This window comes from Curtobacterium sp. PhB191 (genome assembly GCF_004346515.1).
Lineage (GTDB): Bacteria > Actinomycetota > Actinomycetes > Actinomycetales > Microbacteriaceae > Curtobacterium.
In genome coordinates, this window is sequence record NZ_SMBV01000010.1 from 124,048 (window position 1) to 141,133 (window position 17,086).

Sequence of the window (17,086 nt, forward strand, 5' to 3'; positions counted from 1 at the left end):
CCGACGTCCGCTGGTGCGCACCGGGGCGGCGCGGCCGCACCATCCTAGGCACGGTCCGTGACGGCACTTCTCCACATGTGACGAAAGCCCTTGCGGCGGCCGGAGCGACCGCGCGACACTGTCACGACCTCAGTACGTCCCGTGAGGAAGCGCACCGGCGGGCAGGATGCCCGCGCACACCACGATGCCCACACGCAGGGGAAGGACACCGACATGTCACAGGCGACACGATCCGGAAGCAAGCTGGCGAACCGCGCGAGCCACGACGAGGCCGAGGTGCGCGACGCGCTGCTCGAGCGCACCGACGGCGGCGGTTCGACGTTCGACCAGCTCGACGCGACGGAGGAGCGCGCGGACCGCCCGTAGCGGGTCACGTCCGGCGTCGACCGGGCGACGGCCAGGAGGCGCGGACCGGCAGCTGCTGTCGGGTCGCGTCTCCGGCACGGTCGCGTCCAGTGCCCTGCTCGCGCCACGGCGGACCGGGTCACGCGTCACGCGCCGCGCATCACGCCGGGCCCCGGGGTTCGTGCTCCGTCAGGTCACGCGGATCGCGTCAGCGCTCGGTGGCCCCGACGATCGTCATGCCCGCGCCGCGCAGTCGGCGGCGCTCCTGCGCGATCCAACCGAGCAACCGGTCGTTCGTCCCGGCGACGTGCGCTGCGACGAGCCCGGCCGCACGGTCGGCGTCGCCGTCGCGCACGGCGTCGATGATGGCGCTGTGCTCGTCCCACGCGGCGTCGCGGGCCTCGGGCGTGCGCACCTCGATCCACCGGGTGCGCTCGAGACGGGTCAGGGCATCGGCGATCGCGTCGGTGATGAACCGGTTGCCGCCGAGCGCCGCCAGGTCGAGGTGGAACGTCGAGCCCATCCGGATGCCGGCCTGCTGGTCGGGTGTCGGGCGCAGTGCGTCGAGGTGCCCGCGGACCTCGGCGAGTTGTTCGGCGCTCGCCCGCTCGACCGCGAGTCGGGTGGCGGCGGGTTCGAGCACGCCGCGGAGTTCGGCGAGCGAGGCGATCTCGTCGAGGTCGATCGGGGTGACCGTCCACGAGCGCCCCTCGTGCAGGATGAGGCCCTCGCGCTCGAGCCGCGACAGTGCGGCACGGACGGGGGTCCGCGAGGCGTGGAACCGCGCTTCGAGTCCGCGCTCCGAGATGCGCTCACCCGGCGCGATGTCGAGCGTCAGGATCGCGGCACGCAGGTTGTCGTAGAGCTGGGCCGTCTGCGACACCGGGGTTGCATCGGTCGTGTCGGTCACGGCCAACAACTCTAGCGGGGACACCGTCGGAATGGTATACCGTTGTGGTATACCAATTGCTTCCGACATGAAACGATGCGAGCCACCACGATGACCGCGACCGCCCCACCCCCGACGCCCACCACGATCGGCCGCCGAGCGTGGACGATGCTCGCGCTCGGGGTCGCCGCGCAGGCCGCCGGGACCCTGGTGGTGACGGCTCCCGCTCTGCTCATCCCGTACCTGCACGCGAACGGCACGTCCCTGACCGTGGCGGGCGTGCTCGCCGCTGCACCGACGTTCGGCATGGTCCTGACGCTCATCGCCTGGGGCGCCATCACCGACCGGATCGGCGAGCGGATCGTGATCGCCGGCGGACTCGTGCTGACGACCCTCGCGGTGGTCGGGGCATGGCTCGCCGCGGGCGACCCGGTCCTGCTCGGGCTGGCCTTCCTGCTGGGCGGCATGACGAGCGCGTCGACGAACGCCGCGAGCGGCCGGGTCGTCGTGGGGTGGTTCCCGAAGGAGCGGCGCGGGCTCGCGATGGGCATCCGGCAGATGTCGCAGCCGCTCGGGGTGACGCTCGCGGCCGTCACCGTGCCGCAGCTCGCCGAGGGGTCCGGGATCCGCGCGGCCCTCGTCCTGCCGATCGTCCTCTGCGCCGTGCTCGCGGTGCTCTGCGCCATCGGCATCCAGAACCCGCCACGACCGGCCCGGCACACGGCACCGGCCGACGCGACCGCGAACCCGTACCGGGCGAGCGGGTTCCTCTGGCGGATCCACGCGGTGTCGATCCTGCTCGTGGTGCCGCAGTTCACCCTGTCGACCTACGGGCTGGTGTGGCTCGTCGGACTGGGCTGGTCGACGGCCGCGGCAGGGCTGCTCGTCGGGGCGTCGCAGTTCGTCGGGGCGATCGGACGGATCCTGGTCGGGGTGTGGAGCGACCGGGCCGGCTCACGCGTCGGACCGCTGCGGATCGTCGTCGTGAGCGCCGCCGTCGTGATGGGGCTGCTCGCGCTGGTCGACGTCACGCACCTGGCCGCCGGAGCCGTGTTCCTGGTGATCGCGACGAGCGTCACCGTGGCGGACAACGGGCTGGCCTACACGTCGGTCGCCGAGGCGGCCGGGCCGTTCTGGTCCGGTCGCGCCCTCGGCACGCAGAACACCGGGCAGTTCATCGCGGCGAGCGCCGTCGGCCCGGGAATCGGGGCCCTGGTGACGGCGCTCGGGTTCGCGGCGTCGTTCGGCATCGTGGCCGTGCTGCCGCTGCTGGCCCTGCCGCTGGTCCCGCGCGCGGACCGGTCGCACGACTGACCCGCGCGGTGTGGGGGCGCCGAGGTTCCACGACTCGCCGCACGCGGTTCGCCGAGGTTCCAGAGAACCGCGGCGCGAGCCCCGAGATGCCGAGATTTCGGAACCTCGGGGCGCGCACTCCCGGGGGGCGAGAGAGAACAAGCGCTAGGCGGGGACCACCGGACCGACGGGCCAGCGGAGCAGCGCGGCGGCGGGAGCGCCACCGGGCAGCGACGCGGCGTTGACGAGCACGAGCTCGGCGTCGGTCAGCACCGCGGCCCGCACCAGCGCGCACACCGCCGGCACCGCCCCGATGACGGGCGTCCCCGCGGCCTGCTCCGGTGCGGTGGCGACCCACGGCGCCCCGGCGAGCGCGAGCAGCGCCCGGTCGCCGATGGCCACGGCGTCGAGGGCGACGGTCGCGCCCTGGGCCTGCTGCAGCGCCTCGACGACGGGTCCGAGGCCGGTGACGACCTGGTTGTCGCCACGGCCGACGTGCGTGCGGAGCGAGTCCTCGAGGTCGTGACGGCGGGTGGCGACGACGCGGGCGAGTGCGGTCTCGACGTGCTCGACGAAGGCCTGCTTCGAACCGGCGTCGGCGCGCGGGTCGCCCGGGAACACCGAGACGAGTGCACGGGTCTCGGACGAGAGTGCCTTCACCAGGAGCTCACGGGCGGTGACGTCACCGGCGACGACGACGAGTCCGGGGCGGATCGTCCGAACGGCCTCGTCGACGGCGGCAGCGGTCTCCGACGAGTTCTGCTTCCAGATCTCCTCGGTGTGTTGCTGCCAGTGCGGCTGCTTCCACCCGGTGCCGGCCTTGGCGTAGTGCAGGGTGTCGTTCCGGCCCGCCACCTGCTGCTCGGACGCGTCGGCCGCGACCGGGGCGTGCCCGAGGCGGTAGGCGCGGAAGGCCCCGCCCTCCTTGCCGGCGTGGACCACCAGGAACGGGAGGTCGACGGGACGGTGGGCGACGAGCGGCACGAGGTCCGGCACGGCTCCGACGCCGACGGACTCCGATCCGTGCAGCGGCCCGGGCAGGACCTCGCTCAGCACGACCTCGCCGTCGTGCACGAGCACGTACCGGGTGACGGGCGAGGGGACGCCGGGCTCCTGCTCGAACTCGGTGGCGACGGCGTCGACGACCTCGTCGGACGCACCCTGTGCCCGGAGCCCCTCCTCGACACCGCGGAGCTTGAGCGCCGCCTGTCGTCGGGGATCCTCGACGTTGCCGGAGACGTCGGCGTAGGCCCAGGCCCAGGTGCCGCCGCCCTCCAGTCGCTCTCCCAGGATCCGGTGCAGTTCGCTCGTCGCGTTGGTCGACGTCATGGCAGCTCCTCTCGGACGGTTGCCGGAGCCGATGAGCTCCGGCGCTCTCACGTGCGACCACACTCCACCTCGCCGCCACCGGGCGTCCACAGTCGGGAGCGAACACCCAGGCGCGAATCTGCAACGACGCTCGGTTTTGTGGTTGGCTGACCTGGACCCCGAATCGACGACGAACCGGAGTGCGGCAATGACGCCACGACCACGACCCATCTCCAGACGACAACTCCTGGGCTTCGGCATCGGCACGGCGGCGGCAGGGCTGCTCGCCGGCTGCGCCGTCCCCGGTTCCACCAACGTGAACAAGGCCGCCCTCGTGCCGGCCGCCGCGTCGGGCGAGACCGTCCAGCTCACCTACTGGGCCTGGTTGAAGGACCTGCAGAAGGTCTGCGACGTCTGGAACAAGACGCACCCGAACATCCAGGTGTCGGCGAACTGGATCCCCGGTGGCAACAGCGGCGGGTACCAGAAGATGTACTCCGCGCTGGCGGCCGGCGGCGGTCCGGACATCGGTCAGGTCGAGCTCCGGCAGATCCCCGAGTTCATGCTCGCCAACGGTCTCGTCGACCTCGCCCGCTACGGCGCGAAGGACTTCGAGTCGAAGTACGACGAGGCGGCGTGGGCGCAGGTGTCCTTCGTCGACGGCATCTACGGCATCCCGCAGGACACCGGCCCCATGGGCTTCTACTACCAGACCGCCCTGCTCGAGCAGGCCGGCGGTGAACCCCCGACGACGTGGGACGAGTGGCGCGACCTGGCCGAGAAGGTCCGGAAGACGGGCAAGCAGAACTACCTCGAGGTGTTCCCGGTCTCGGACGCGTCGCCGTTCGCCGCGTACGCGCAGCAGGCCGGCGCCCGCTGGTTCAAGGTCGACGGTGACGAGTGGGTCGTCGACATGACCGACGACAAGACCCTGATGGTCGCGGACTTCTTCGACGGGGTCATCGACGACAAGCTCGTCGACACCAGCGCCGGTGCGTACTCCCCCGGCTGGTACGCCTCGGCCGCGAGCGGCAAGATCGCCGCGGTCACGAGCGCGAGCTGGGGTGACGCCCTGATCGAGTCCGTGCAGGGCGGCGAGGGCAAGTGGAAGGTCGCCCCGATGCAGAAGTGGGGCGCCGACGGCTTCGGCTCGAGCGCCATCGGTGGTTCGACGGCGGCGGTCCTGGCGAACGCGAAGCACCCGAGGGAGGCGCTCGAGTTCATCACGTGGATGACCACCTCGAAGGAGGGCATCGACGCGATGATCAAGCACTGCGGCATCGGCTGGTCGCCCGCGGTCGACTACATCGGCAAGCAGCGTGAGCAGCCGTCGAAGTGGTTCTCCGGCCAGAACTACAACGAGGACGTCTTCGTGCCGGCCTCGAAGGAGCAGAACATCGACTGGTCCTGGTCCCCCGTGACCCAGTCGGCGTTCACGAGTCTGCAGAACCAGTTCCGCCGCAAGCTCACCTCCGGCCTCAAGCTCTCCGACGCGGTGGAACTCGCGCAGCGGGAGATCGTCCAGTCCTTCAAGGACAAGGGCCTCAGCGTCAGGACGGCACGATGAGCCAGCAGACCAGCACGCGACCCGCCTTCCGCACGAGCACGAAGGCCACGAGTGCGCAGAAGCGTGCCCCGTGGATCTTGCTCGCGCCGTTCCTGGCCCTGTTCCTGCTGACGTTCATCATCCCGATCATCAGCGCCCTGTTCCAGTCGTTCACGACCGTCGACCGTGAGGGCCTGTTCGGCGAGGACGGCGTCGTCGGCAAGTTCGCCGGCTTCGACAACTACGCGATCGCGCTGCAGGACTCCGGCTTCGTCGCCTCGATCGGCCGCATGCTGCTCTTCGGCATCGTGCAGGTCCCGGTGATGATCATCGCCTGCACGATCCTGGCGCTGCTGCTCGAGTCGGCGAGCGCCCGCTGGCCGGGCTTCTTCCGCGCGATCTACTTCATGCCGTACGGCGTCCCCGGCGTCATCGCGACGATCCTGTGGTCGTTCCTGTACGTGCCCGGCCTGTCGCCGATCGTGTCCCTGCTGCAGTCGATGGGGCTGCAGCCGGACTTCCTCGGCGCCAACAGCGTGCTGTGGTCGATCGCGAACATCGTCACGTGGACCTACACGGGCTACAACATGCTCATCATCGTGGCGCAGCTCAAGTCGATCCCCGGCGAGGTCTACGAGGCCGCCAAGATGGACGGCGCCGGCCCGTTCCAGGTCGCGTGGCGGATCCAGATCCCGCTCATCGCGCCGGCCCTGGTGCTCACCACGGTGTTCTCGATCATCGGCACACTGCAGCTCTTCGCCGAGCCGCAGATCCTGTCCACGGTCGCCCCGGCGATCGACACCGAGTACACGCCGAACTACGCCGCGTACACGAACGCGTTCGCGTTCAACGAGTACGGCGTCGCGAGTGCGCAGGCGGTCATCATCGCGCTGGCCGCGTTCATCCTGTCGTTCGCGTTCCTCGCGTTGACGAACCGCGCGCCGAAGGACGAACGCGACCGGCGCAAGCGCGCCAAGCGTGACGGCCTGGAGGCCCGCACCGCGCTCCAGACGCGCGCTGCGGCGGGCAGCACCGGTACTTCCCAAGCCGCACCGGGCCTCCAGGCCAGGTCCGGTCTGCAGAACGGAACGAAGGGGGCGGACGCATGACCAGCGAAGCCATCGAAGCGCCGGCCACGGCGAAGACCGCCGTCCCCGTGGACACCACGTCGATCTCGGCGCACCAGCGCCGCAAGCTCGACCGGTCTCCCCGCTCGCAGATCGTCGTGACGGGCATCCTCGTCATCGTCGCGCTGTACTTCCTCGTCCCGCTGTACTGGGTGGTCATCGCCGCGACGAAGACCACCGGCGCGCTGTTCTCGACGAACGGGTTCTGGTTCGGCGGCGAGTTCGCACTGTGGAGCAACCTGCAGCAGGTGTTCACCTACGACGGCGGCATCTTCGTCCGGTGGATCGCGAACAGCATCCTGTACTCCGGCGTCGGTGCGGTCCTGGCGACCTACTTCGCCGCGGCCGGCGGGTACGCCCTGGCGAAGTACGACTTCAAGGGTCGGCAGTTCGTGTTCGGCACGATCCTCGGCGGCGTGCTCGTGCCCGGGACCGCGACGGCGCTGCCGCTGTTCCTGCTGTTCTCGACGCTGGGCCTGACCGACACGTACTGGAGCGTGCTCATCCCGAGCCTCGTCTCCCCGTTCGGCCTGTTCCTGTGCCGGGTGTACGCAGCGGCGTCGGTGGACACCACGCTGCTCGAACAAGCACGCATCGACGGTGCCAGCGAGCTCCGGATCTTCCACACCGTCGTGCTCCGGCAGATGACCCCGGCCCTGGTGACCGTGTTCCTGTTCCAGGTCGTCGGCATCTGGAACAACTTCTTCCTGCCGCTCATCATGCTGGCAGACCAGAAGCTGTACCCGATCACACTGGGGTTGAACAACTGGCGCTCGCAGGTCGACCGCCTGCCGGAGTTCTACCAGCTCACCACCGGCGGGGTGCTCGTCTCGGTCATCCCGCTCGTCATCGCCATCATCGTCCTGCAGCGCTTCTGGCGCGGGGGCCTCACGGAAGGATCGGTCAAGGGTTGACCAACTCCGCACTCGACGACCTCCACTCGACCTCGCCGGGTTCGGCATCACGGCTCCCTCCGCGGGCCGCGCTCCACACCGACGCACCCTCGCTGTCACTGAACGGCGACTGGCGCTTCCGGTGGTCGCCGGTCGCATCGGTGTCCGACGCGTTCGCCACCGACGCCGCCGTGGAGGACGACCCCGCGTGGGGCGAGCTCCCGGTGCCGTCGCACTGGGTGCTGCACGGGCACGGGTCGCCGAGCTACACGAACCTGCAGTACCCGTTCCCGATCGACCCGCCGCACCCGCCGGACGAGAACCCCACCGGTGACCACCGGCGCACGTTCGAGCTGCCGTCGTCGTTCGCGGCGGCCGGTCGGGTGCTGCTGCGGTTCGACGGTGTCGAGTCGCACTTCCGGGTGTGGTTGAACGGCACGCTCGTGGGCTGGTCGACCGGGTCCCGCCTGGCGACCGAGTTCGACGTCACGCAGCTGCTCCGTCCGGGGTCGAACGACCTGGCCGTGCGGGTGCACCAGTGGTCGGCGGCCTCCTACCTGGAGGACCAGGACCAGTGGTGGCTGCCCGGGATCTTCCGCGACGTCACGCTGCTCGCCCGTCCGACGGCGCCGATCGACGACGTGTTCGTGCGCGCCGGGTGGGCACCGACGCTCGGCAGCGCCGCGACGGCCGGGACCGCTGCGTCCGGACGCCCGGCGACCGGCAGCGGGACGATCACGTTCCCGACGCTGGACGCTGGCTTCCCGGTGCGGTTCGCGGTGCCCGACCTCGGCGTCGACGTGACGTGGGCGACGGCCGACGAGGTCGCGCCGATCGAGGTCGAGGGCGTCGAGCCGTGGAGCGCGGAGCTGCCGAAGCTCTACGACGCGACGGTGTCGACCGGCACGGACGCCGGCGGTGCCGCCGGTGGCGAGACCGTCTCGTTGCGGCTCGGCTTCCGCACCGTGTCGATCGAGGGCGACCGGTTCCTGGTGAACGGCGAGCGCGTGGTGTTCCACGGCGTGAACCGGCACGAGACCCACCCCGTCCGCGGCCGCGTCTTCGACGAGGAGCACGCCCGCGCGGACATGGCGCTCATGAAGCGCAACAACGTCAACGCGATCCGCACCTCGCACTACCCGCCGCACCCCCGCGTGCTGGACCTCGCCGACGAGCTCGGCTTCTGGGTGATCCTCGAGACCGACCTCGAGACCCACGGGTTCATCTTCACCGGCTGGGTCGGCAACCCGTCGGACGACCCGGCATGGGCGGACGCCTACCTCGACCGCGTCGCACGGACCGTCGAGCGGGACAAGAACCACCCGTCCATCGTGATGTGGTCGCTCGGCAACGAGTCCGGCACCGGCCGGAACCTGGCGGCGATGTCGCAGTGGGTGCACGACCGCGACGCCGAGCGCCCCGTGCACTACGAGGGCGACTACACGGGCGAGTACACCGACGTGTACTCGCGGATGTACCCGTCGCTGCAGGAGACCGAGTCCATCGGCGGCGGCACCCCGACGCCCCTGCTCGGCTGCGGCCCGGCCGAGGCCGCACGGCAACGCTCGAAGCCGTTCATCCACTGCGAGTACGTGCACGCCATGGGCAACGGCCCCGGCCAGATCGCCGAGTACGAGGCCCTGGTCGACCGGTACCCGCGCCTGCACGGCGGGTTCGTGTGGGAGTGGCGCGACCACGGGCTCCTGGCGCAGACGGCGTCCGGCCAGGACTACTACGCCTACGGCGGCGACTTCCACGAGGTCGTGCACGACGGCAACTTCGTGATGGACGGCCTGGTGCTGCCCGACGACTCCCCGACCCCGGGGCTCGCCGAGTTCGCGGCCGTCGTCGCCCCGATCCGCCTGGCGGTGTCGGACACCACGATCCTGGTCGAGAACCGGTACCACTCGGCCTCGACCGCCGGGCTGCGGTTCTGCTGGACCCTGTCGCGGAACGGCGTCGTCGAGGCCTCCGGTCGGTTCGCCGCCGGTGTGGTGGCCGCCCGCGAGTCGGCGACCGTCCCGGTGCCGTCCGAGGTGCTCGACGCGGCCACGGCCGAACTCACACCCGGCGACGAACTCTGGCTCGACCTGACCGCCGAACTGGCGGGCCCGACCGCGTGGGCGGACACCGGCCACGTCGTCGCACGCACCCAGCGGCTCGTCGCGAGCCGTGTGGCGGACGCACCACGGGCCTCCCGGCAGGGGTGGGACGGCGACCGTCTCGGCGACGGGACGTTCTCGGACCGCGGCGACCTGGTGTCCTGGAAGGGACACGAGGTCGCAGGACCCCGCCTGGAGCTCTGGCGCGCCCCGACCGACAACGACCGGCTGGCGTCGCAGGGCGGCTACGAGACGGCGGACCCGGTGCTGACGCACGGTGTCGGTGACCCGGACGCTCCCCCGTCGGCCTCGCGCTGGCGGGACCGTGGACTGGACCGGCTGACCCACCGCCTGGTGTCAGTGGCACGGACCGACTCCGGCCTGGAACAGCGGGTGCGGGTGGCGGCGGCGAACAGCGGGTGGGGCCTCGAGGTCACGCACCGCTGGACCCTGACGTCCGACGGGCTCGTGCTGCAGACCGACGCGGTGCCGTTCGGGGCGTGGGACGTCACCTGGCCGCGGATCGGGGTGCGGTTCGACCTGCCGGCCGGGTTGGCCGACGAGACGGCCACGTGGTTCGGCACCGGGCCGCTCGAGTCGTACGCCGACTCGTCACACGCTGCCCGGGTCGGCCGGTTCACCGCTCCGGTGCGGTCGCTCGGGGTCGAGTACTCGCGGCCGCAGGAGACCGGGCACCGGCCTGCTCTGCGCTCGTTGTCCGTCGGGCCGTTCACGGTGTCGACCGTGGGGTCGCACCGTGCGGGCTTCACCCTGTCGCCGTGGACCGCGCAGCAGATCGACCGCGCCGAACACCCGTACGAGCTGCCGACGTCGGACCACCTGTACCTGTACCTCGACGCGGCACAGCACGGGCTCGGCTCCCGCGCGTGCGGCCTCGACGTGCTGCCGGAGCACCAGCTCTGGCCGCAGGCGTTCAGTTGGAGCGTGGCGCTGGCGTAGGGCGGGTCCGGGTCTTCCGGAACCAGGTTCCGGACACAGCACCGCGCATCGGCGGGGTCCCGTGTCCGGAACCTGGTTTCGTCGTTTCGCGCCGCACGCCGCGCGCCGCGACCGCGCCGCGCTACGCGTCGGCGGACAGGGCGCGCAGTGCCTCGGGGTCGCTCGCGTTCAGGAAGTCGGTCAGGCGCTCGGGCTCGCCGGGCTCGTCGATCGCCTCGGCCGCACGGCGCAGCGCGAACAGCGCACGGAGCACGCCCCGGTTCGGCTCGTGCGCCCACGGCACCGGACCGGCACCGCGCCACCCGGCCTTGCGCAGGGCGTCGAGCCCGCGGTGGTACCCGACGCGGGCGTAGGCGTACGACTCGAGCGCCGCGCCACGCTCCCAGGCCTCGTCGGCGAGCAGGGCCCACGCCAGGCTCGACGACGGGTGCGACACCACCACGCTGGCGACGGGAGCGTCGGCGGCGAGCGCCGCGGTCACCTCGGGTTCGGCGGGCAGCAGGGTCTCAGGGTTCGTCGACGGGTTCGGCAACAGGTTCTCCGGCATGCCCCCAGCCTGTCATCCCTTGCGCGTCCCCGTGGCCGGGATTACCGTGGGAGACACCTCGTCGTCATCACGAGGCCCCCGGGGCGGGAGACCGACCGGCGGCACGGATGGCGTACACGGGGGTCCCCGACGGAAGAAGACGGATTGCTGTCGATCACCGGTTCTGCTCAGCCCACGCGCTGACACCGTGATCGCGCGCCCCCGTCGGGCGCTCCACCGCACAGCGGTGGGTTCGGTGTCGTGCGCCCAGCATCGACACCGGGAGGCATCCCCATGCCCAGCAGTCCATCCGTCGTCCTGCACGACGTCACCTTCGCCTGGCCCGACGGCACCGTCGCCCTCGACCACCTCACCGCCGCCTTCGGGCGTGGCCGGACCGGCCTGGTCGGGAGGAACGGGGCCGGCAAGTCCACGCTGGTCCGGCTCGCGACCGGCCGGCTCCACCCCACGTCGGGCACCATCTCGACGTCCGGCCCCGTCGACCACCTGCCGCAGCGCCTCGCAACGGGGACCGACGACGCCGTCGCCGACCTGCTCGGCATCCGGTCGACGCTCACCGCGCTCCGGGCCGTCCTGTCCGGTGACGCGTCGCCCGAGCACTTCGAGGCGGTCGGCGACGACTGGGACCTCGAGGAACGGGCCGCCGCCGCGATCGCGAGCGTCGGACTCGACGGCGCCGACCTGGAACGCCCGGTGTCGACGCTGTCGGGCGGGCAGTCCGTGCTCGTCGCCGTCGCCGGGGTGCGGTTGCGCGGTCGTCCGATCGCGTTCCTCGACGAGCCGACGAACAACCTGGACCGTCGGGCACGAGGGCTCCTGCTCGACCTGGTCGACGACTGGCGTGGCACCCTCGTGGTGGTCAGTCACGACCGGGAGCTCCTCGAGCACGTCGACGAGACGTGCGAGCTCCGCGCCGGTGCGATGACCGTGTTCGGCGGGACGTTCAGTGCGTTCGAGGAGCACGTGGCCGTGCAGCAGGCGGCCGTCGAACGGGAGGTCCGGGTCGCCGAACAGCGACACCGCACCGAGAAGCGGCAGCGCATCGAGGCCGAGACGAAGCTCGCCCGGCGTGCCAAGGCCGGTGAGAAGGCGGGCCGATCGATGCCGAAGATCCTGGCGAACGAGCAGCGGAAGAAGGCGCAGGAGACCGCCGGCCGACTGCGCGTCGGGTACGCGGACGACGAGGCCGCCGCACTCGCCACCAAGCGCGAAGCCGAACTCCGGCTGCGCGACGACGAGTCCATCCACGTGACCCTGCCCGACCCGGACGTCCCGGCGTCACGACAGATCGCGACCGTCACGGTTCGCGGGCGGGACGTCATCGTGCAGGGGCCGGAGCGGATCGCCGTCACCGGGGACAACGGCGTCGGCAAGTCCACCCTGCTCGAACAGCTCGTCGGTTCGCCGGAGGCGCGGGAGCACCCGCTCCCCGACACCGGAGCCGTCGCCCACGTCGAGCGGATCGCGTACCTGCCGCAGCGGAAGGACACCCTCGACGACACCGCCACGGTGCTCGACAACGTGCGACGGGACGCCCCGCACGTCGCCGTCGCCGAGGTCCGGAACCGCCTCGCGAAGTTCCTGGTGCGCGGCGACACCGTCGACCGGCTCGCCGGGGCGCTGTCCGGCGGGGAGCGGTTCCGGGTGGCGTTGGCGAGCCTGGTGCTGGCCGACCCGCCGCCGCAGTTGCTGGTGCTCGACGAGCCGACGAACGACCTCGACCTGACGAGTGTCGACCAGCTCGTCGACGCGTTGCGGGCCTACCGCGGCGCGCTCGTCGTGGTCAGCCACGACGAGACGTTCCTCGACCGGCTCGAGCTCGACGCGCGCATCGAGCTGTCGTAGCCCGCTGTCAGCGCCGTCGGGTCGGTCGGATCGCGAGCGACTCGACGGTGCCGCGCTCCGGCAGGTCGACGACCGTCCGGACAGCGGCGGCCACGTCCTCCGGCGCCAGGTAGTAGGCGGTGTCGTAGTCCTCGCCGAGCTTCTCGGTCAGCGCCCGCTGCATGTCCGAGTCCGTCCGGCCCGGGTGCACGCTCGAGACCCGGACGCCGTTCGCCCGCTCTTCTTCGCGCAGGGCGTCGGCGAAGGCCCGCAGTGCGAACTTCGACGCCGCGTACACACCACCGCCGGGGCCGGAGTGGAAGCCCGAGCCGCTGTTGATCGGCACGACGATGCCCCGAACCGCTCGGAGTGCCGGCAGCGCCACCCGGGTGAGCTCGGCGACCGCGAACAGGTTCGTGGCGAAGACCTGCTCCCACACGGCACGCGGGGTGTCGGCGATGGTCGTGCCCTGCTCGACACCGGCGGAGTGCACGAGCACGTCGAGCCGGTCGGGCAGCGGCGGCAGGTCCCCCGCGCCGAGGTCACCGACGAACGGCACGGCGCTCGGCAGCTCGGCGACGAGGGCGTCCACTGCCTCGGCGTTCCGCCCGCCGACGAACACGTGGTGGGTGCGACCGAGGTCGGTCGCGATCGCGCGGCCGATGCCGCGGGTGGCACCGGTCACCAGGGCGACCGGACGGTTCTGGAGCTGTTCTGTCGTCACGTGGGCCAGCCTACGGAAGCCGGGCCGGGCCTCCCGTCCGGTTCCGTGATCTGTGGAGAACCGTCACCGCGACGACCATCGCGACCACCAGGACGGCCACCAGGACGGCCACCGCCGCGATGCCCCACGGCGAGCCGGCCAGCGCGGCGACGACCGCCCAGAACACCGCGAGCCCGACGGTGGCGTAGAGGAAGGCCCACGCGACGCACCCCGGCACCATCGCGGTCGTGTACCGCCACCACGCCACGCGGGCGAGCCCGGCGGCCGCGTTCATCACCGTCTGCAGCCCGACCACCACGAAGCTCACCGTCACCACCGGCAGGCCCCAGCGCTCGAGGAGCACTGAGCCGCGGCGGACCGCCGGCGAGTGCAACCAGCGACCCCAGCGGGAGCGCGAGGCACCCGTCACTGCGAGACGCGCGACCCAGTACGTGGCCTGCGCACGGCAGAACACGATCACGAAGAGCGCGAGGACGAGCTGCCAGAACGGCAGCCCGTCGAGGAAGGCGGGCACGGTCGCACCGTAGCGCCTCCGTCCGGAGGAACGCCTCGGGTGTCAGTCGCCGTCGGCGCCCTGCCGGATCCTGATCCCCTCGAGGACGTCCTGCGCCCGCTTCTCGTCCTGCTTCTCGATCTGGCGGGTGTCGCGCTCGGGGAGCTGGATGTCCTCCTCCGCCCGGATGCCCGCCTGCAGCTGCCGGCCGCGCTCGAGCTCGGCGTCGAACTCGGCACCGAAGAGCAGCGCGTTGTTCGTGATCCAGATCCACAGCAGGAACACGATGACCCCACCGAGGGAGCCGTAGGTGGCGTTGTAGTTCGAGAAGTTCCCGACGTAGAAGCCGAAGCCGACGCTCGCGATGATCCAGATGAGGAGCGCCAGGATCGACCCGCCGCTGACCCAGGTGAACTTCGGCTGCTTGACGTTCGGCGACCAGTAGTAGAGCACCGCGACCACGACGATCGCGATGATCAGCAGGATCGGCCACTGCACGATGAGGAGCACCGTCGCAGCGACGTCCCCGAGGCCGATGACGTCACCGAAGCTCCGGGCGAGCGGACCGGAGACGAGCGTCAGCAGTCCGAGGACGAGCAGGATGACGGTCGCGAGCGTCACGCCGAGCATCGTCGGGCGGAGCTTCCAGATCGGACGCCCCTCGCGGACGTTGTAGATCCGGTTCATCGCCCGGCCGAAGGCGCCGACGTACCCGGAGGCCGACCAGAGCGCACCGACGACACCGACGATGAACGTGATGGGAGCGGCGGGCGAGCGGACGAGGCCCTCGAGCGGCTCCTTGATCAGGCTCACGACCTGGTCGGACCCGATGTTGCCGATGATCTGCAGCAAGGTCTTGATCGTGTTGTCGGCCTGCCCGACCAAGCCCAGGAGCGACACGACGGCCAGCAGTCCGGGGAAGAGCGCGAGGACCGTGTAGTACGTCAGGCCCGCTGCGAGGTCGGTGCACTGGTCGCTCGAGAACTCGCGCAGCGTCTTCTTCAGCGTGTAGACGAGCGTCGGCTTCCTGAGGTCGGTGGGGTTGTCCGGCTTCCGGGAGTCGTCCGGATCCGGCTTCTGCTGCTCCTGCGCCATCGGACTACCCCCGCGCCTTCAGGGCCTGCTTCGACCGCTTCACGGCGGCCTTGCGGTTCTTGTCCGCCCGTCGCTGCACCGCGGCGATGCCGGTCTGCTGCTTCACGCGGGCCTTGTGCGCCGGGTCACGGTCCAGCGCCTGCTCGGCCGCCTTCGCCCGGGCCTTGCGCCCCTTGCGGCCGGACTGCGCCTGCTCCTTCGCCGAGGGGCCGTCGCCGCGCCCGCCGAAGGGCAGCAGCGCGGTGAACGCCGAACTCGCCGGTGGCGTCGCCAGGTGGCCGGCGGGACGGTTGCGGATCGCGATGCCGGTGATGATCGCCGCGATCCCGGTGAGTCCGGTGATGCCCATCGCCACGAGCGGGGTCGGGTCACGGTGCCAGCGCTGTCGGGTCTTCGCGACTGCGAGCCGTGCCCGCGCCGGGAGGTTCGCACGGCGCTTGAGCTCGGTGACGGTGTCGGTCATGCGCTCACGCGTGCGGACGTTCGCGAGTTCGAGCTCGGGGAGACTGTCCTTGGCCATTCCCCAGTTTCTACACGGCCGGGCCGGGGGCGCGCCCAGATGGCCGCGGCGCGGCCACCCGGGCGGCGTCGCGCCCGCGGCAGTGGGCGTGCCCCCAGGGCGGACGGGAGGCCCGTGGCGGGCCCGCCACGGGCCTCCCGTCCGTCGGTCACGGCGTTCAGGACGGGACGACGACGTCCTCGGGTTGGCCGCTGGCAGCCGAACGACCAGCTGCCTCCATGAGTGCGAGGCTGCGCAGGTTGTCGCGGCCGCTCGTCGCCGGCGCCGGACCGCCCTCGACCGAACGGGCGAAGGCCTGCAGCCCGCCCTGGCGGTCGGTGTGCTCGAGCACGGGCAACTCGACGGGCTCGGCCTCGTCGTCCTGGGTGCGGCGGAGGGTGACCACGTCGCCGTCGACCGCGTTCGGCGCGCCGTCGCGGCTGGTGAACCAGAGTTCGCCGTCCTCGCCCTGGATGCTCCACTCGCCGGCCCACGCCGTGCGGGGGCCGCGGCTCAGCCAGCTGCCGCGGTAGCTGACGACCAGCCCACCATCGAGCTCGATGATCATCGAGGCGATGGCTTCGTCCTGGTACTTGCTGTACGACGGGAAGGTCGCCTTGGCGAAGACCCGGACGGCCTCTTGTCCGGTGACCATCCGGAGCAGGTCGAAGTGGTGGATGGCCATGTCGTTGATCATGGCGTGCGGGAACTTGTAGTGCGGGTGTTCCTCGAACGCCAGGTCGTTGTCCCACTGCCGGAAGTCGACGTTGATCGCGGAGAGCTCGCCCACGGTGTTCGCAGCGAGCAGGTCCTGCACGGCGCGCGGTGCCGGGTACCAGCGGTAGTTCTGGCTGACCTGCAGCACGAGGCCGAGCTCCTCGGCACGGCGCACGGCGGTGACGGCCTCGTCCGTGGTGTTGGCGAACGGCTTCTCGACCAGGACGTGCTTGCCGGCGTCCAGGGCCTCGAGCGCGAGCGGCACGTGGGTGACGGCGGGGGCGGTGATGACGACGGCGTCGGCCTCGACCCCGGCGAGCGCCTCGGTGAGGGACGCGAACGCGGCGGACGCGGGCAGCCCGAGGTCCTGCTGCACGGCGGTCAGCGTCGCCGGCACCGGGTCGACGATCCCGACCACCTCCACTTCGGAGACCTCTGGGATGGCGGTGCGGGCCCAGTTGCCGCCCCACCCTCCGAGACCGACGTGGATGATCCGGACCGTCATGCGTGCACTCCTTCGTGGCTGCGGCGTCACGACTCCCGTGACGCGTCCGTCCAGTCTGTCAGTGCTGCGCGCGCCGGGCGCTGTCAGTGCTGCGGGCGGCGGGCGGCGGGCGCCGAGGTTCGGGCGCCGAGGTTGCACGACATGCCGCGTGCGCGGCGCCGAGGTTCCACGGATCGCGCCGGGCGACGTCGAGATGCCGAGATTTCGGAACCTCGACGG

General features: G+C 71.5%; 15 protein-coding genes. 7 read left to right on the forward strand and 8 right to left on the reverse strand.

Annotation, left to right across the window (positions count from 1 at the left end; translation table 11 throughout):
- Positions 1 to 213 precede the first annotated feature (213 nt).
- Positions 214 to 366 (forward strand): hypothetical protein, encoded by a 153-nt coding sequence (locus tag EDF48_RS19195; RefSeq protein ID WP_159570996.1) that lies wholly within the window; start codon positions 214 to 216, stop codon positions 364 to 366.
- Positions 367 to 553: 187 nt separating this feature from the next.
- Here the strand turns inward: EDF48_RS19195 and EDF48_RS16120 are convergent, their stop codons facing one another.
- On the reverse strand, positions 554 to 1,255 hold the full coding sequence (locus EDF48_RS16120; protein ID WP_235035805.1) for a GntR family transcriptional regulator: 702 nt from the start codon (positions 1,253 to 1,255) through the stop codon (positions 554 to 556).
- A gap of 90 nt (positions 1,256 to 1,345) precedes the next feature.
- Between EDF48_RS16120 and EDF48_RS16125 the strand changes: the two genes are divergently transcribed.
- Positions 1,346 to 2,548, forward strand: coding sequence for an MFS transporter (locus EDF48_RS16125; RefSeq protein ID WP_131881269.1), 1,203 nt, complete (start codon positions 1,346 to 1,348; stop codon positions 2,546 to 2,548).
- Positions 2,549 to 2,692: 144 nt separating this feature from the next.
- Here EDF48_RS16125 and EDF48_RS16130 read toward each other — a convergent pair whose 3' ends face one another.
- Complete coding sequence (locus EDF48_RS16130) at positions 2,693 to 3,856, reverse strand: hypothetical protein (protein WP_131881271.1); 1,164 nt, start codon at positions 3,854 to 3,856, stop codon at positions 2,693 to 2,695.
- 187 nt (positions 3,857 to 4,043) lie between these two features.
- Between EDF48_RS16130 and EDF48_RS16135 the strand changes: the two genes are divergently transcribed.
- The 4 genes from EDF48_RS16135 to EDF48_RS16150 are packed head-to-tail and all read left to right on the forward strand — an operon-like array spanning position 4,044 to position 10,463.
- Positions 4,044 to 5,402, forward strand: a complete 1,359-nt coding sequence (locus EDF48_RS16135) for a sugar ABC transporter substrate-binding protein (protein ID WP_123293506.1) — start codon at positions 4,044 to 4,046, stop codon at positions 5,400 to 5,402.
- The gene (locus EDF48_RS16140) at positions 5,399 to 6,490 is read left to right on the forward strand and encodes a sugar ABC transporter permease (protein WP_123293505.1); all 1,092 of its coding nucleotides are present in this window, start codon (positions 5,399 to 5,401) and stop codon (positions 6,488 to 6,490) included. Before EDF48_RS16135 ends, EDF48_RS16140 begins: the two co-directional genes overlap by 4 nt.
- Positions 6,487 to 7,422, forward strand: coding sequence for a carbohydrate ABC transporter permease (locus tag EDF48_RS16145; RefSeq protein ID WP_111085425.1), 936 nt, complete (start codon positions 6,487 to 6,489; stop codon positions 7,420 to 7,422). Before EDF48_RS16140 ends, EDF48_RS16145 begins: the two co-directional genes overlap by 4 nt.
- Entirely contained in the window at positions 7,419 to 10,463 is a 3,045-nt protein-coding gene (locus tag EDF48_RS16150; protein WP_131881273.1) for a glycoside hydrolase family 2 TIM barrel-domain containing protein, read from the forward strand. The genes EDF48_RS16145 and EDF48_RS16150 overlap by 4 nt, the downstream gene beginning before the upstream one ends.
- A 121-nt stretch (positions 10,464 to 10,584) precedes the next feature.
- Here EDF48_RS16150 and EDF48_RS16155 read toward each other — a convergent pair whose 3' ends face one another.
- A complete protein-coding gene (locus EDF48_RS16155; protein ID WP_131881275.1) occupies positions 10,585 to 11,010 on the reverse strand; it encodes a DUF3151 domain-containing protein in 426 nt (141 codons plus the stop codon).
- Positions 11,011 to 11,283: 273 nt separating this feature from the next.
- Here EDF48_RS16155 and EDF48_RS16160 point away from each other — a divergent pair, with 273 nt between their 5' ends.
- The gene (locus EDF48_RS16160; RefSeq protein ID WP_131881277.1) at positions 11,284 to 12,855 is read left to right on the forward strand and encodes an ABC-F family ATP-binding cassette domain-containing protein; all 1,572 of its coding nucleotides are present in this window, start codon (positions 11,284 to 11,286) and stop codon (positions 12,853 to 12,855) included.
- Between the two features lie 7 nt (positions 12,856 to 12,862).
- Here EDF48_RS16160 and EDF48_RS16165 read toward each other — a convergent pair whose 3' ends face one another.
- From EDF48_RS16165 to EDF48_RS16185, 5 genes are all read right to left on the reverse strand, one after another.
- The gene (locus tag EDF48_RS16165) at positions 12,863 to 13,558 is read right to left on the reverse strand and encodes an SDR family oxidoreductase (protein ID WP_131881279.1); all 696 of its coding nucleotides are present in this window, start codon (positions 13,556 to 13,558) and stop codon (positions 12,863 to 12,865) included.
- Positions 13,559 to 13,568: 10 nt separating this feature from the next.
- On the reverse strand, positions 13,569 to 14,072 hold the full coding sequence (locus EDF48_RS16170) for a VTT domain-containing protein (RefSeq protein ID WP_131881282.1): 504 nt from the start codon (positions 14,070 to 14,072) through the stop codon (positions 13,569 to 13,571).
- 42 nt (positions 14,073 to 14,114) lie between these two features.
- Entirely contained in the window at positions 14,115 to 15,146 is a 1,032-nt protein-coding gene (locus EDF48_RS16175) for a YihY/virulence factor BrkB family protein (protein ID WP_131881284.1), read from the reverse strand.
- 4 nt (positions 15,147 to 15,150) lie between these two features.
- Complete coding sequence (locus tag EDF48_RS16180) at positions 15,151 to 15,666, reverse strand: hypothetical protein (RefSeq protein WP_131881286.1); 516 nt, start codon at positions 15,664 to 15,666, stop codon at positions 15,151 to 15,153.
- A 157-nt stretch (positions 15,667 to 15,823) separates the two neighbouring features.
- Positions 15,824 to 16,867: a Gfo/Idh/MocA family oxidoreductase gene (locus EDF48_RS16185; protein WP_131881288.1), complete on the reverse strand. Its 1,044-nt coding sequence runs from the start codon at positions 16,865 to 16,867 to the stop codon at positions 15,824 to 15,826.
- Positions 16,868 to 17,086 lie beyond the last annotated feature (219 nt).